Annotated in this window: 12 protein-coding genes; 9 read left to right on the top strand and 3 right to left on the bottom strand. The window is 38.8% G+C overall.

Annotation, left to right across the window (positions count from 1 at the left end; translation table 11 throughout):
- Positions 1–518: 518 nt before the first annotated feature.
- Entirely contained in the window at positions 519–2,240 is a 1,722-nt protein-coding gene (locus tag RHP76_RS02775; protein ID WP_311229427.1) for an RICIN domain-containing protein, read from the bottom strand.
- A gap of 657 nt (positions 2,241–2,897) precedes the next feature.
- Positions 2,898–3,584, bottom strand: a complete 687-nt coding sequence (locus RHP76_RS02780; RefSeq protein ID WP_120231022.1) for an NUDIX hydrolase — start codon at positions 3,582–3,584, stop codon at positions 2,898–2,900.
- Positions 3,585–4,099: 515 nt separating this feature from the next.
- Between RHP76_RS02780 and RHP76_RS02785 the strand changes: the two genes are divergently transcribed.
- From RHP76_RS02785 to RHP76_RS02810, 6 genes are read left to right on the top strand one after another with little or no spacing between them, the layout of a single operon-like run.
- On the top strand, positions 4,100–6,475 hold the full coding sequence (locus RHP76_RS02785; protein WP_311229428.1) for a beta-L-arabinofuranosidase domain-containing protein: 2,376 nt from the start codon (positions 4,100–4,102) through the stop codon (positions 6,473–6,475).
- Between the two features lie 32 nt (positions 6,476–6,507).
- Positions 6,508–8,412, top strand: coding sequence for a sialate O-acetylesterase (locus RHP76_RS02790; protein WP_311229429.1), 1,905 nt, complete (start codon positions 6,508–6,510; stop codon positions 8,410–8,412).
- A 28-nt stretch (positions 8,413–8,440) separates the two neighbouring features.
- Positions 8,441–9,886 carry an MFS transporter gene (locus RHP76_RS02795; RefSeq protein ID WP_120231025.1) on the top strand — a complete coding sequence of 482 codons (1,446 nt, stop codon included), beginning with the start codon at positions 8,441–8,443 and terminating at the stop codon, positions 9,884–9,886.
- Positions 9,887–9,896: 10 nt separating this feature from the next.
- Complete coding sequence (locus tag RHP76_RS02800; RefSeq protein WP_311229430.1) at positions 9,897–11,006, top strand: endo-1,4-beta-xylanase; 1,110 nt, start codon at positions 9,897–9,899, stop codon at positions 11,004–11,006.
- 21 nt (positions 11,007–11,027) lie between these two features.
- Positions 11,028–12,002: a glycoside hydrolase family 43 protein gene (locus RHP76_RS02805; RefSeq protein ID WP_311229431.1), complete on the top strand. Its 975-nt coding sequence runs from the start codon at positions 11,028–11,030 to the stop codon at positions 12,000–12,002.
- 27 nt (positions 12,003–12,029) lie between these two features.
- A complete protein-coding gene (locus tag RHP76_RS02810) occupies positions 12,030–14,063 on the top strand; it encodes an alpha-glucuronidase (protein WP_311229432.1) in 2,034 nt (677 codons plus the stop codon).
- A 122-nt stretch (positions 14,064–14,185) separates the two neighbouring features.
- Here the strand turns inward: RHP76_RS02810 and RHP76_RS02815 are convergent, their stop codons facing one another.
- Positions 14,186–14,782 (bottom strand): hypothetical protein, encoded by a 597-nt coding sequence (locus RHP76_RS02815; RefSeq protein ID WP_062669830.1) that lies wholly within the window; start codon positions 14,780–14,782, stop codon positions 14,186–14,188.
- A gap of 156 nt (positions 14,783–14,938) precedes the next feature.
- Here RHP76_RS02815 and RHP76_RS02820 point away from each other — a divergent pair, with 156 nt between their 5' ends.
- The 3 genes from RHP76_RS02820 (at position 14,939) to RHP76_RS02830 (ending at position 17,041) form a co-directional block, all read left to right on the top strand.
- Positions 14,939–15,811 carry an AraC family transcriptional regulator gene (locus RHP76_RS02820; RefSeq protein ID WP_062669828.1) on the top strand — a complete coding sequence of 291 codons (873 nt, stop codon included), beginning with the start codon at positions 14,939–14,941 and terminating at the stop codon, positions 15,809–15,811.
- A 176-nt stretch (positions 15,812–15,987) separates the two neighbouring features.
- Entirely contained in the window at positions 15,988–16,788 is an 801-nt protein-coding gene (locus tag RHP76_RS02825) for an HAD family hydrolase (RefSeq protein ID WP_062669826.1), read from the top strand.
- Between the two features lie 46 nt (positions 16,789–16,834).
- Positions 16,835–17,041 (top strand): hypothetical protein, encoded by a 207-nt coding sequence (locus tag RHP76_RS02830; RefSeq protein ID WP_062669825.1) that lies wholly within the window; start codon positions 16,835–16,837, stop codon positions 17,039–17,041.
- Positions 17,042–17,045: the final 4 nt, after the last annotated feature.

Consider the following 17,045-nt stretch of genomic DNA (forward strand, 5'->3'; position numbering starts at 1 on the left):
GTGAATTCGTTTCACTGTCAATTTTAGAAATTCATCATTGACTGGGAATCAAAATTGACTTTTTAAAAGTGAATGGTCAATAGTGAATTCGTTTCACTTGTCAATTTTAAATTCATCATTGACTGCGAATCAAAATTGACTTTTTAAAAGTGAATGGTCGATAGTGAATTCGTTTCACTGTCAATTTTAGAAATTCATCATTGACTGCGAAGCAAATTGACTTTTCACATAAAAAATAGGATGCTGGAAAAAGCATCCTATTTTTTATTTCAGAATTAATTATATGCACTTTATGCATCTGTATGGCACTTAGTTTAATCGTTTGATATTGTTTTTAAGACTATTCTATACGTAAGTTTTTGTAAACGTTGATTATATGGAAAAAGTGAAAGGGCAATAGTGAATTCGCTTTATTGTCAATTTTTAAAAATTCACCATTGACTTGCGAAGCAAAATTGACTTTTCACATACAATAAAAAAACAGGATGCTTAAAAAGCACCCTGTTTTTTTATTGATATCAGTTCATCCCAATATATTTGAACTTGAACAACTGACAGGATGTACCATAATAATCCCAAAGGTGTAAGTTTGAATTGCCATCCATGGTACAGTTGGGAATATCCCAGCCACGTGTAGCGTCCACCTTGGACAGGATTTTATAATAACCATTGGAGACAGCAACTACCTGCCAGGCTTGTGCATCATTACCATAGTTCTGCCAAAGTCTGATCGAAGTTCCCAGTGTATTGCTGTTACTGGCTAAGTCAATGCAGCGATTGGTTGCACTCGCTTTGGATACAAAACGCCAGTAACCATTGCCGGCGTCAATGGCAATCCAGCGCTGTGCAGCAGCACCATTCCTTGTCCATGGTCTTAACACTGCGCCATTGGCATCCTCTCCGGATTTTAGATCAACTACTTTATTGGCATCGGTTTGAAACTCGATCTCGTAAATGCCATTATTAACCAGGCTGCTGGTTGTATTACAGTTTCCAACAGGATAATTGGAGGATGCATATTGCTGGAACCACTGTTTAACTGGTGCGGCGCAGGCTTCCCAATCGTTGTTGTAGGCTGTTCCTGCATTAGGATCGCCTTTGTGGAGGAGATTATCCGGGGCAAGAACATTCCAGCTTACATTGCCTGACTGATCCACGATATATTTTAAATTGGCGCCAAATCCGCTTCCGCCTGCGATACCTGTTGTACCGATGCCGAAGGTACCATATCCCTGAGGTGCCCAGTCGGTCTCGGTAATGGCAATTGGTGCAATGTCTGCGATTGGTTTAACATTGATATTCCATGCATTCTGAAAGGCTTGATAGTTGCTGAGACCGCCCCAGTAAGCTGGATAGATATGAACAGCATAACCAATATTACCACCTGTAATCTGGTTATTGACATAGCCTTGGTAATGGGATTGCCATCCTGTGCCCGGTATCCAGCAAACATTATTGGCTCCATTGTTGCGAATAATGTTAACCAATGGCTGGAAGAAGTTTTTAAGTGCTGCAAAGTGCTCGTTTCCTGTCGATCCCCATGTGCCATTTGTACCCAGAATCTCAACAGGTTCGTTGGCTAATTCGAACATCACATTGTCAGCGTTCTTTAGCCCCGGATGTTGCGACAAAAAGGTCCATACGGTTTTAAGATAGCTATGATAGGCATCGTTCACAGCAATACGATTTGGACATACGCCTGGCGGACGTAGGATGACATACATTCCCAGGCTGCGGGCATGGTTGATCAGTGGGATTATCACCTGATCTGTATAAGTTACCAGGCGGTTATAATTGAATCTTGAGATATCGTTCTCTGGGATAGCCGGTCCGGGATCATTGGTCCAATACGGATCAATATGGAGGCGGATGTAATTGAGATACCAGCCATCAGCAGCACTGGTGAGCTTGTTCATGACAGCCTTATTATAGTTCAGTGCGCCCTGTACATTGTAATTATCCCAGGTACAGTAGCCGGAATTGGCGCCATACTGACAGCCATTGAACCAGGGGCTTGGAGTTATGGCGACACCATGTAAGACAACATTATTGTCACAGGGATCTTTAAGGTATCTGCCTCCGACATGCAGCATTGGTGTTGCTGCCAACGCTCTTGCACTAGTGCTGGCACTTAAGTTGGAGTCAGGGTCTTCTAGTAAATTTTTTTCATCCATCGTAGAACAGCTGGAAAGAATGATTAACAGAAAGGCCAGAAAAAGCCACATTTTGTTTGTTCTCATAATTTGATATATTTAAAGTTTGGTCTTATTTTTTAGCCGTCAATATTCTGATTCTTTATACTGCGCAGGATTATTGCGCAGATAAGTAAAACTTCTTAATTTTTATTAACGGTGGATTTGAATAAGGATTGATTTCAGATTACTAAACCGTTTAACCTGTTTGACCCCATATTTCCTTACCTAATTTTTCAATACTGATTTCAGGTGGAATACTGGAATCATTTCTATTCAGTTTGCAATTGGAAAATCTTTTTCTCTCTTTTTTCTGGTTCCCACGAAGTTAAGTTCGGAGTTTGTGAAAATTTGAGTTGTTGTTAAATATGGTTATTAGTTTTGTATAAAAATACATATTATATTAAACATAAATCAATGTTTTATTAAAAATTAACAAAAAATTACATATCATAAATAAGATTATAAGTCATATAATTATAATGCATTGTGTGGTAGGAGAAAAGAAAAAACCTTATCATAAATTTTTATTACGATCATTCTGAAAAAAGACCAAATAACTGTTTGGCTTGCTTGAAATTTCCGCCAGGAACACAAAAAAAATCTCACAAAAGTGAGATTTTAATAAGAGTATGCTGAATTTTTTATCATTCTAAATTGTTAATTTTCTGGAATACTTTTTCCAAAATTAAACAGGTTGGTCTATCAGATTTTAAACATAAATCCCTGTGAGATTTTTTTATTGTATTTTTTTTCGTCAAACCGATAAAGAAAAGACCCTTTTCTGGATGAAGTCATATCCTTTTTATTCGTATTCACAAGGATATCCATACTGTTGATCTTGCTGGTAAAATTTCGCTTGTCAAATTTTTCATCAAAAATAGCTTCATAAAGATTCTGAAGATCTTTCATTGTGAACTTTTCAGGAAGAAGCTCAAATCCTATAGGTCCTGTGGAAGCTCTTCTCCTCAGCCTGGCTACAGCATCCTTTACCATTTCGTTATGATCGAAGATAAGATCAGGAGCTTTCTGCAGTTCCACCCATTTTGCACTGTACTGCTCATTGATCTGGATGTTTTTCTCAATATTGATCAGTGCATAATAGGAGATAGACATGATTCTGGCTGTCGGCTCACGGTTAATTTCCGTATAACATTTCAGCTGTTCAAGATAAATGTTTTCAAGACCGGTCAATGTACACAGAACTCTGTTAGCCGCTTCATCAGAGGTTTCCTCACTGCCAACGAAGCCACCCATCAATGACCATTCGCCCATTTGAGGTTCAAAATTTCTTTTTACCAAAAGGATTTTAAGATTTTCGCCGTCAAAACCGAAAATGATACAGTCAACAGCAACAAGGTGTTTGGGATATTGGGAGTAATCCTCAGTCATCTTTTATATTTTACTACAAAGGTAAATCTTTTATGGATATGATATTATATAAATGTGATTCATACACTTTTTTAATCCGGATGATTTATTTCATTAAAATTATTCTTAAAGCATATTTTGGGAGCCTGATCAGTCAGCAAAACTTAAAATTATCACTGAAATGAGGTTAATTATACATGAATTGAATGTTAAAATTGTGTTAAAATATAAATTTATGTTGATAATAATTAATAAACAGGACTTAACGTTAAAAATACGATAAGGTATTTGCTATATTGTTGAAATTTCTGCCAAAACATATCCTGAAGTCATTTTCATAGGGAATCGCATAACTTCAGCGCTTTGTTTTTTTGTGATCTGATTATCTTATTTTTTATGATAAGGTAATGTGTTTTCTGTTATTTTTAGGGCTTTACCGGAAGTTTTAAATGAAAAAATAATGGATTCAGACTCCAGATATGTTTCGTATATAGATTCTTTCTATTATTTTAGAAATGTTGAATTAACATTTATCCATGACCCCAAAACTTTCGGTTATTTTATTGTGTTTTGCTTCATTTGCCTCAGCGCAGATGAATAAGAAAATTCATTATTTCCCTTTGGAAACTGTAAAGTTATCAGAGAGTGTTTTCAATAAAGCTATGATGGCAGACCGTCAATATCTCATGGCAATGGAACCTGACAGGCTGCTGGCTCCTTATTTTAAAGAAGCGGGGCTGAAACCCAGTGCAGATAATTATCCTAATTGGGAAAATACAGGACTGGACGGTCACATAGGAGGACATTATATTTCCGCATTATCCTTGATGTATGCTTCTACAGGAGATACCGCAATACAACAGAGAATTGATTATATGATCAGTGAGCTGGAACGTTGCCAGAAAGCCTCTCCGGACGGATACATTTCAGGGATTCCCGACGGGAAAAAGATATGGAAAGAAATAAAACAGGGAAATATTCGCGCTTCAGGCTTCGGTTTGAACGACAGGTGGGTACCTTTATATAATATTCACAAACTGTACTCAGGGCTGCGCGATGCGTATTGGTATGCCAAAAATGAAAAAGCAAAGGCAATGCTTATAAAGCTTACAGATTGGATGGCAAATGAAGTTTCAGATCTTTCTGATGAGCAGATACAGGATATGCTGCGCAGTGAACATGGAGGGCTCAACGAAGTTTTTGCAGATGTTTATGATATCACTCATGACCGGAAATATCTCAAACTGGCTCACCGTTTTTCCCATCAGGCTATTCTTACACCGCTTTTATCAGGAGAAGATAAACTTACGGGACTGCATGCCAATACACAGATTCCAAAAGTAATCGGCTATAAACGTATTGCCGATCTTGAGAATAATACGTCCTGGAGTAATGCCGCTGATTTTTTCTGGCATAACGTTACCGAAAAAAGATCATCGGTTATTGGAGGAAACAGTGTCAGTGAGCACTTTAACCCTGTCAATGATTTCAGCAGCATGATCAAAAGTATTGAAGGTCCCGAAACCTGCAATACCTATAATATGCTGAAGCTGACCAAAGAGCTTTATGCAACGTTGCCTGAATCTTACTATATCGATTATTACGAAAAAGCACTATACAATCATATCCTTTCCACAGAAAATCATGACAAAGGAGGCTTTGTTTACTTTACGCCAATGCGTCCCGGACATTACCGTGTGTATTCGCAGCCTCAGACCAGCTTCTGGTGCTGTGTGGGATCCGGAATGGAAAACCATGCCAAATATGGGGAAATGATTTATGCCCGGTCAGATAAGGATTTATATGTGAACCTGTTTATCCCTTCCACATTGACATGGAAAGAGCAAAATGTAGTGCTCCGCCAGGTCAATAACTTTCCGGAAGTTCCCGAAACAGCATTGATTTTCGATGCTGCAGGAAAATCAGAATTTGATGTAAAACTGAGATGCCCGGAATGGACGACACCTTCGGAAGTGAAAATTCTGATCAACGGAAAACAGGAAAAAGCACAGCGTGGTTCTGACGGCTATTTTACACTGACCAAAAAATGGAAAAAAGGAGATGTCATGAAAATGATTTTGCCAATGCATCTTTCCGCAGAACAGCTGCCTGACCGCTCCAGTTATTATGCATTTAAATACGGTCCTGTGGTGCTTGCAGCAACATACGGTACCGAAAATCAACAGGGACTTCTTGCGGACGATAGCAGAGGCGGCCATATTGCTCATGGTCCGCAGATCCCTTTAAACGAAATTCCCGTTATCCTCGGAAATTCTTCAGAAGTTGTCAGTCATGTTGCGCCTTCGAACAATAAACCGCTCAACTTTACCGTTACAGGTCTTTATCCGTCTGAAAAATTCGGGAAAGGTTTAAAACTTGTACCGTTTTACAGTATTCAGGCAGAAAGATATATTTTGTACTGGCCTCAGGCTGACAAAAATGGAATAGAAAATATACTGAAGCAAAGAGCAAAAGAAGAAGCAGAAACCAGAAAGCTGGATATGATCACCGCAGATAAGATCCAGCTGGGCGAACAGCAGCCGGAATCAGATCATTTTATAGAAAGCAAAGACTCTGGTACAGGATATATGGAAGACCGCCATTTCCGTGATGCCAAAGGCTGGTTCAGTTATCGGATGAAAAATACCGGAAAAAATGCTTCAAACCTTTACCTGCTGTACTTTGATGCGAATACCAGCCGTACGCTGAATATTGAGATCAACGGTAAAAAAATCATTACCCAAAATCTGGAAGGAAAGTCCGGAAGTTTACCTCAATATCTGATTGTTCCGATTCCGGATTCAGAAAAGAATAAAGAAAATCTTAGTGTAAAATTCCTTGCAGATGAAAAACTCATGACCGCTAAAGTCATTGAAGTCCGGTTACTGACAGAAAATTACGAAAAGAAATAAAGCTGAACCAACATTAAAAACAGATTTTTTCCATGAAGAACAGAACTCTATATTTATTATTTTTTCTTGCAGCTATTTGCAGTTTTCATGCAAAGGTAAGGCTTCCCGCATTGGTTTCAGACGGAATGATCCTTCAGAGAAATCAGGATCTTAAAATCTGGGGATATGCCGATGCAGGAGAAAAAATTACAATTAAGTTTATCAATAAAACGTATAATGCCACAGCAGACCAAAGGGGAAACTGGTCTCTTATGCTTCCAAAGCTTAATGCCGGAGGTCCATATACCATGATGATTAATGAGATCACCCTTAAAGATATTCTTATTGGTGATGTGTGGGTAGCCTCAGGACAATCCAATATGGAACTTCCGATTCGCAGGCTGACCCCTTTGTATGAAAATGAAATTAAAAACGCCCATAATCAGAATATAAGATTCTTCACTGTTCCGCAGAAATATAATTTTAAAGCTCCGCAAAATGATCTTGACGGAGGGAAATGGGAAAGTACCAATCCTCAGACTATTCTTGATTTTTCGGGAGTTGCTTATTTTTTTGCGAAAGAACTGAATGACAAAAACAAAGTTCCTGTAGGAATCATTCATACCAGTCTGGGAGGTTCTCCGGTTCAGGCCTGGATGGATGAAAAATCACTGAAAAAATATCCGGAATATCTCGCTGAAGCAGAAAAATGGAAAAACGATGACCTGATACAATCTACAGAATCCCAGGAAAGATCATTAAGCAAAGCCTGGTATGCAGAGCTGGATCAGAGTGATATCGGTTTCAACCAGCACTGGGAAAAAGATAACGCCAATGATTCCGGATGGAAAACCATGATGGTACCGGGATCATGGGAAGATCAGGAAGGTCCGTTTGAAGGTTCGGTATGGTTCCGTAAAGAAATTATTCTGCCCAAAGGAGTGGATCAGAAAACGGCATTTCTCAATCTGGGAAGGATAAAAGATGCCGATATTACTTACATCAACGGAATGAAAGTAGGCAATGTAACCTATGAATATCCGCCACGCTGGTATGACATTCCGAAAGGTGTTTTAAAAGAAGGAAAGAATATCATTACGGTTAGAGTTATCAATGGCAGCGGAAAAGGACAGTTTATTGCTGATAAACCCTATTACTTAGAAATCGACGGACAAAAAACAGATCTTAAAGGCGAGTGGAAATATAAAATAGGAGCAAAAATGGAAAAAATGGCTCCCGGACAGACATTTATCCGCTGGAAACCGGTAGGACTTTACAATGCTATGATTAATCCGCTGATCAATTATAAAATCAAAGGATTTGTCTGGTACCAGGGTGAAAGCAATACGGGAAAACCAAAAGAATATGAAGATTTGCTATCAACAATGATTTTAGATTGGCGTTCAAAATGGAACAAGACTGATCTGCCGTTCTTCATTGTGCAGCTGGCCAATTTCATGGAGAACAAAGATGAACCGATTGAAAGCAACTGGGCTGAGCTGAGAGAACAGCAGAGACAGGTTTCTCTGAATGTTCCGTATTCAGGACTTGCGGTAACTATTGATGTGGGAGAATGGAACGATATTCATCCGCTCAATAAAAAAGCAGTAGGTGACAGGTTGGCTTTGCAGGCCCTGAAAATCGGGGAGGGCAAAAAAATCATAGCTGACGGACCTGTTTATCAGTCGATGAAAACAGAAGGCAATACCATTATTTTATCCTTTAAAACCGGAACAGATGATCTGGTACAGGGAAGCCTTAAAGGTTTTGCCATACAGCAGAAAGACGGCCGCTATCAATGGGCAAAAGCAGAAGCAAAAGGAAATAAAGTTAGGGTATGGAATGATCAGGTCACCAGTCCTGTTAATGTACGTTACGACTGGGCAGATAACCCGGACGGCAATCTTAAAAATAAAAGCGGACTTCCGGCTTCACCTTTTACAACAGAAAAAAATTAATTTAACATAGAAAACCTTATTACAATCAATGGATCATCAACCACAAAAAATATCGGTAATAGAAAAAGTAGGGTATAGCCTGGGAGATCTGGCAGCCAACCTTGTTTTTCAGACCTTAGTCACCTACCTGACCTATTTTTATACAGATATTTACGGACTCAAAGCAGAAGATGCTTCTGTTATCACCCTTACGGTAGGTTTAATTGCCGGATTTGGTTTTAACCCGCTTATCGGAGCGCTGGCAGACCGTACAAGCTCACGATGGGGGAAATTCCGTCCATGGATTTTATTTACCGCTGTACCGCTCGGTATTGCAGCTCTGTTAGCCTTCAGTACACCTCACTTTTCCTATCAGGGTAAAATGATCTATGCTGCGATTACCTATTCATTATTATTGTTATTATATGCTTCCAATAATTTGCCATATGCCGCTCTGAGTGGCGTTATCACAGGAGATATGGGGGAAAGGAACAGTATTTCTTCATACCGTTTTGTAGCTGTAATGTTTGCCCAGTTCTTTGTACAGGTATTTATGCTTCCTATCATTTTATATGTAGGACACGGAGATAAAGCGCAGGGAATTGAGACCGTTATGACTTGGCTGGCAGTGATCGGATCCATCATGCTTTTGATTACCTTCTTTACGACCAAAGAAAGAATCATTCCCAAGCCGGAGCAGAAATCAAGCCTGAAAGAGGATTTAAAAGATTTGTTCCAGAACAGGCCATGGATTATTATGCTTACCGTGACTGCATTTATATTTATCACATTGGCCATGAAAGGAGGATCTTATGTCTATTATTTTAACAACTATGTGGATGAAAATGCTCTCAAAAGTTTTATCTCACCCATTACAGCATTTTTTAATTCTGCAGGGATGAATTTCTTTGGGGAAGACCCGAAATCTGCAGGGTTCGGATTATTTAATGCAGGAGGAATTTTGATGATGATCGTCGGCATTACCTTCTCTAAAAAATTGGCAGACCGGTTTGGAAAAAGAGATACTTTTATTGCTTCATTATTCATTTCTACATTATTCATCCTCGCTTTTATATTTTATCCTCCGAAAGCAGTGGGAATGATGTTCCTGTCACAGATTTTACACGGATTCTTTTATGGAATCAGCACACCGCTTTTGTGGGCAATGATTGCTGATGTGGCAGATTATTCGGAATGGAAAAACAACCGCAGGGCAACGGCTATTATCTTTTCTGCCATGATGGTAGGATTGAAAGTAGGTCTAAGCATCGGAAGCTCTCTGGTAGCTTTGATTATTGGAAAATACGGATACATTTCAGTACACGGGAGCGAGCAGGTGATTCAGCCTGAAACAGTGGCCGCAGGAGCGAAGATGCTTGTGAGCATATTCCCGTCCATTCCGTTTTTCATTGCCTGCGGACTGCTTTTATTTTACAAAATCAATAAAAAAATGGAAGTTCAGATTGAAAAAGATCTGGCTGAAAGAAGAAAATAAAAAAATTACTATGAAACGTATTTTAATTGGTTTGGCGGCTCTTACCGCTTCCGGGCTGTCGGCGCAGAAGTCTGACGGTACTTTAAAAAAAGCATTTCAGGATAAATTCTATATCGGAACTGCCATGAGCCTTCCCCAGATTGACGGGACAGATCAGAAGGCCGCAGCGATTATCAAAAAACAATTCAGCTCTGTTGTTGCGGAAAACTGTATGAAATCTATGTTCCTGCAGCCTCAGGAAGGAAAGTTCTTCTTTGATGATGCCGATAAATTTGTTGATTTCGGACTGAAAAACAATATGTTCATCATCGGGCATACATTAATCTGGCATTCACAGCTTCCAAAATGGTTCTTTTTAGACAGTAACGGAAAAGATGTTTCTCCGGAAGTGTTGAAACAACGCATGAAAAACCACATTACAACCGTAGTTTCCCGTTACAAAGGAAAAGTAAAAGGATGGGATGTGGTGAATGAAGCCATTCTTGAAGACGGAACCTACAGAAAAAGTAAATTTTACGAAATCCTGGGTGAAGATTTTATTCCTTTGGCATTTCAGTATGCACAGGAGGCTGATCCCAATGCAGAATTATATTACAACGATTATAATGAATGGTATCCTGAAAAGGTAAAAACAGTCATTGCAATGGTTGAAAAGCTTAAATCAAGAGGAATCCGTATTGATGGAGTAGGAATGCAGTCCCACGTCGGAATGGATAACCCTTCTATGGATGAGTATGAAAAAGCAATTGTAGATTATTCCAATGCTGGAGTTAAGGTAAATATCACAGAACTTGAAATCAGTGCGCTGCCTTCTCCGTGGGGAAGCTCCGCCAATGTTTCAGATACCGTTGCCTATCAGAAAGAAATGAATCCTTACACCAAAGGACTTCCCAGGGAAGTAGAAACGAAATGGGAAAAGCGTTACCTTGATTTCTTTGGTTTGTTTTTGAAACATAAAGATAAAATAAGAAGGGTGACCTTATGGGGAGTTACTGATAAGCAGTCCTGGAAAAACGATTTTCCTGTGAAAGGAAGAACAGATTACCCACTACTGTTTGACAGGAAAGATCAGGAAAAACCTGTAGTACAAAAAATAATAAAATTGGCAGAGAAAAATTAAAATCAATAGAATTTTTACTTAATGAAAAAATCAAAATATTTATTCCCGGAAGATTATATGGCAGATCCTTCCGTTCATGTTTTTGAAGATAAAATTTATATCTATCCTTCTCACGACCGCGAAAGCGGAATTGAAGAAAATGATAACGGAGATCATTTTGACATGAATGATTACCATGTTTTCTCAATGGATGATGTAGACAGCGGAGAAATTAAAGACCATGGCGTAGTCCTTTCGGTAAAAGATATTCCATGGGCGGGAAGACAGCTTTGGGATTGCGATGTAGCCTTCAAAGACGGGAAGTATTATATGTACTTTCCCCTGAAAGATCAGAATGATATCTTCAGAATCGGTGTTGCCGTGAGCGACAAACCTTACGGTCCTTTCATTCCTGAAAAACATCCGATGATGGGCAGTTACAGCATCGATCCCTGCATTTTTGAAGATAAAGGAAAATATTATATGTATTTCGGAGGAATCTGGGGCGGACAATTGCAGCGCTACAGAGATAATAAAGCACTTGAATCTGCTGTAATTCCCGAAAATAATGAACCTGCAATCCACTCAAAGGTAGCTTTGTTAAGTGATGATATGCTTGAATTTGCGGAAGCTCCTAAAGACGTCGTTATCATCGATGAAAACGGAAAACCACTGCTTCATGGTGATAAGCACCGCTTTTTTGAAGCGTCATGGATGCATCAGTACAATGATACATATTATTTCTCTTATTCTACAGGAGACACTCACCTGATTTGCTATGCAACCGGGGATACTCCTTATGGACCGTTTACTTTTCAGGGTGAAATTCTTACTCCGGTAGTAGGTTGGACAACCCATCACAGCATCGTTGAGTTTAAAGGAAAATGGTACCTGTTTTTCCATGATTCTGTTCCGAGTGGCGGTAAAACATGGCTGAGAAGTATGAAAGTAATTGAGCTGGAATACGATCAGGAAGGTAAAATCAAGACGATTGAAGGTCTGGAAGACCAGTCATAGTCATCTTTAATAATTTAAAATTTTTCAATGCGATATCTGAGACTCAACATTCTATTTTTTCTGATATTTCCGTTACTGGTTTCTGCGGAGGACGGAAGTCAGCTCTGGCTTCGGTTTCCTGCAAAAAACGGAATATCGGCAGATAAAATTATTTCCAAAGGGAACAGTCCCACGCTGAACATTGCCAGAAAAGAGCTGAGCGGCCACTGGCAGGGACAGGTGGTGGAACTTCGTACAGAAAACAAAGAGAAAAACCTGAAAGACGGCTACAAAATTGTTTCCACGCCTGAAAAAATTGTTATTTCTGCAGGAAAAGAAATAGGATTGTTGTACGGAGTCTATCATATTTTGCGATTACAGCAGATAAAAGCCGATCTGTCCCATTTAAATACGATTGAAAAACCTTCATATGACGTAAGGATTCTGAATCATTGGGATAATCTGGACGGAAGCATTGAAAGAGGATATGCCGGAAGATCACTCTGGAAATGGGAAGATTTACCGGATAAAATTTCTCCGCGCTACGAAGAATATGCAAGAGCAAATGCTTCCGTAGGAATCAATTCCGTTGTTTTGAATAATGTGAATGCATCGCCCAATATGCTTAGGGAAGATTATCTTAAAAAAGTAAGGGTTCTGGCTGATATTTTCAGGCCTTATGGCATCAAGGTATATCTTTCCGTCAATTTTTCTTCACCTAAAGCGCTGGGCGGATTACAGAACTCAGATCCATTGAATAAAGACGTACAGAAATGGTGGAAAGATAAAGCGGCTGAAATTTACAAGTTGATTCCCGATTTCGGCGGATTTTTGGTGAAAGCCAATTCCGAAGGCCAGCCTGGTCCTCAGGATTACGGAAGAACCCATGCAGACGGAGCCAATATGATGGCTGATGCCTTAAAACCTTACAATGGAATCGTAATGTGGAGAGCCTTTGTATACAGTCCAAGCAAAGACGACAGAGCCAAACAAGCTTATCTGGAATTTGTACCTCTGGACGGTAAATTCAGGGATAATGTGATTATTCAGATCAAAAACGGACCGATTGATTTCCAGCCTCGCGAAGCGTTCAATCCACTCTTCGGAGCTTTAAGAAAAACTTCTGAAATGGTAGAATTTCAGATTACCCAGGAATATCTGGGCTTTTCAAACCATCTCGTTTTCCTGGCTCCATTATTCAAGGAAACATTGGACAGCGATACTTATTCTGACGGACAGGGATCCACGATTGCAAAAATTACAGACGGCACATTAAGACCTGCAAAATTGACAGCCATTTCAGCCGTTGCCAATATTGGGGAAGACACGAACTGGACCGGACATCATTTTGCACAGGCCAACTGGTATGCATTCGGCAGATTAGCATGGAATCATCAGCTGACTTCAGAGCAGATTGCGGAGGAATGGATTAAAATGACCTTCACAGATGATCAGAACTTTCTGAATCCGGTAAAAGAAATGATGCTTTCTTCAAGAGAAACTGCTGTGGATTATATGATGCCGTTAGGATTACACCATATCTTTGCAGGAGGCCATCACTACGGCCCTGAACCGTGGGGAGATTATAAAGGCGGAAGACCGGACTGGTCACCTGTCTATTACCATCAGGCTGATGCTAAAGGGTTAGGTTTTGACAGAACAAAAACAGGAAGTAATGCGGTTTCACAGTATTTTACACCACTGAATGAAAGATACGGAAATATCTCAACCTGCCCGGAAAATCTTATCCTGTGGTTTCATCATGTTCCGTGGGATTATACAATGAAAGATGGAAAATCTTTGTGGGATGAGCTGTGCTATACCTATGATTCCGGGGTGAAGAAGGTAAGGGATTATCAGAAAACCTGGGATAGAATGGAACCTTATATTGATAAACAGAGATTTGCTGATGTTCAGTCAAAGCTTAAAATTCAATCTAAGGATGCGGTATGGTGGAAAGATGCCTGCCTGCTGTATTTCCAGACTTTTTCCAAAAAGCCGATTCCTTACGACACAGAACGTCCTGTTCATGAACTGGAAGATCTGAAAAAGATTAAACTGAACATGGGCCATCACAATTAAAAAATGAGGCAGCTCTTTTTCTGTTAGGAAATGGAGCTGCCTCAAAACAATAAACTGTAAGTAAAATTTTAATCCAAAATAATTGGAATGATCGATAGGTCAATCTATCTGTATATTCCGTTTTATCGGAGAGAAATTATTTTATTAAAAACATTTCCGTTTTCTTCTACCTGGATGATATACTGATCAGCAGTTTTAGGATCAAGATCAAAAGTGATATCCACCTTGCCGTCAGCATATTTTTTATTCGAAGTATAGTACGTTGTATTGGAAAGGTCATATACTGAAATGCTTACAGTACCTTTTACATCAGACATGTGAAGCTTGGCCATATGCCCGGAAATTGTATATTCAGGCTTATTCACAGCGCTTACAGGTGTTTTTTCCACCTCCATTACATTATCAGCATTAATTTTTATCTTGTATTTCTCTATCTTGGCTTCTGATTCTGCTACCAGATAATATGTTCCCGGTGTAAAGTTTTGAAAATCATAAGTCTTCATCACATGATCTCCATCTTTAAGATTTTCGGAAAATAGTTCATCATGTGCAGTGTTATAAACAAAAACAGAAACACTTTTAGCATTTGAAAGCTCAAAGTTCAGGGTTTTGTCTTGTACATTTCCAAAGGAAAGGGAAAAATCTCTATCCTTACTCATTACGTTTGCTGAGAACAATAAGGCTCCTGCAAAAAATACGGCTTTTAATAATGTGCTCATGGGTTAAGGCTTTTAGGATTAATACTGCAAAGCTATTGCAGCAATAATTCTCACGCTATAATTAAATTTTCATATTGATGTACTATATTAACCTTGTTTAATGATATTAATGTATTATTTGTTAATTTTGCATATGAAATTATTTGTATTTGTCTTATGAAACATGTAAATCCTTCTTTTGAGGCCGTAAGACCTACTATAGGAAGCAGTTTTACCAGTCTTAAATTTCTGACTAATGAGAATATAAAATCTCATGTCTGGCATTACCATCCTGAGGTTGAGCTTATTTTTGTATGCAAAGGCTCCGGGAAGAGACAGATCGGAAGCAGTATCACTTATTTTTCAGAAGGAGATCTTGTATTGATCGGAAGCAATCTTCCACATTGTGGACTGACCAATGAAAGTACGCATAATGAGTATGAAATGGTCATCCAGTTTAAGCCTGACTTTCTGGGAGAACCTGTTTGGGATATACCGGAGATGCAAAGGATTTCGGCTCTGCTGGAAAAGTCAAAGGCAGGAATCGTATTCGGGGAAGAGGTGAAGAAAACAATCGGGAAAGAGATTACGGAGATGCATGAAACTTCTTCACTGGACAAGCTGTGCAGGTTTCTGAAAATTTTGGATGAACTGTCTGTGACTCAGGATTACAGGATTTTAAATGCAGGAAAATATTACCTTCAGACGCAGGTTGAAGACAATGAAAGAATCAATCTTATTTTCAATTACGTTAAAGATCATTTTAAAGAAGCTATAACCCTCGAAGAAATGGCTGATCTTGCCAATATGAAAGTGCCGTCTTTCTGCCGTTATTTTAAAAAAATTACCAATAAAACCTTTACGCAGTTTGTTAACGAATACAGAATTACCCATGCCCTTAAGCTTCTGGCGGAACAGCCATTGAGTATCACAGAAGTTTGCTTTGAATCAGGGTTTAATAACTTCAGCTATTTTAACAGGACTTTTAAAGATTACATCCAAAAAAGCCCTTCTCAATACCGGAAAGAATTTAATTACTTTATCCAATAGTTTTATACGAAAATGCTGGCAAAGTCTCAGCGGGACATTACTTCGGAACAAAGTGCAGCTATATTAAGAAACCTTCCCACCATTCATTGCAAGAAAAAATAATAAATCAATATCTTTGAAAAGAATAAGCAAATGACGATTCTGTTGCAAACAGAATATTGTTTTTAAATAAAATTATGGAACAGATTAAATTAATTGTGACGGACATGGATGGGACGTTTCTCAATTCCAGCCATGAAATGAGCCCTGAGTTTGCAGAAGTTTATAAAGAACTGAAAAAAAGAAATATTGTATTTGTACCCGCAAGCGGAAGACAGATGCCGGGAATTACCCATTACTTCGTAGAAATAGAAAGTGAGATTGGTTTTATTGCTGAGAACGGAGGGTATGTTATCTATAAAGATCAGGAGCTTTTTGCCGATACACTGGAATACAAATATATTGTTGAGATCATCAAAGCTGTTCGTGAAATACCAGGCGCCAAAGCTGTATTGTCTGCTAAAAAAATGGCTTATTATGAGACCGAAGATCAGCAGTTTGTAGATTTTTTCTCAAAGTATTATACCGAAAATATGAAAACGGATGATCTTACGGAAAAAATTGATGATACAGCTTTTAAAATAGCAGTCTATCATCCTGATGGTTCAGAAAAACACCTGTATCCGGCTCTTAAAAAATTTGAAGAATTCGGTCTTGAGGTAGTTATTTCAGGAGCGCATTGGCTGGATGTTATGAATAAGGATATCAATAAAGGGAATGCTCTGAAAATCTTACAGAAATCTTTGGGTATTTCTCCTGAAAATACAATGGCTTTCGGGGATTATATGAACGATATAGAAATGCTGAAGAATGCCAAATACTCTTACGCCATGAAAAATGCGCATCCCAATGTAAAGCAGATCGCTAATTTTGAAGCATGTACCAATGACAGCTTCGGGGTTCTGAAAACAATTAAAGATTATCTGCATGTGAATTGATATTTCCTAAAACTATACTACCAGAAACATTATTAAATATAAGGATATGAACAAACCAAGCGCAAGAAAACCCGCCAAACCCTGCTATGAGCATATTGGAGGAAAATTAGGGCAGCTTCTGCTGGAACAATTTGTAGAGAAGGGCTGGATTGCCAAGGATAATCCTGCCGAACGGCAATATTACATTACAGATAAAGGAACAGAAGAATTTACAAAACTCGGGATTGACCTTTCAAAAATAAAGGGTGAATAAAAAG

The organism is Chryseobacterium sp. SG20098, from assembly GCF_031844745.1.
GTDB lineage: Bacteria > Bacteroidota > Bacteroidia > Flavobacteriales > Weeksellaceae > Chryseobacterium > Chryseobacterium cucumeris.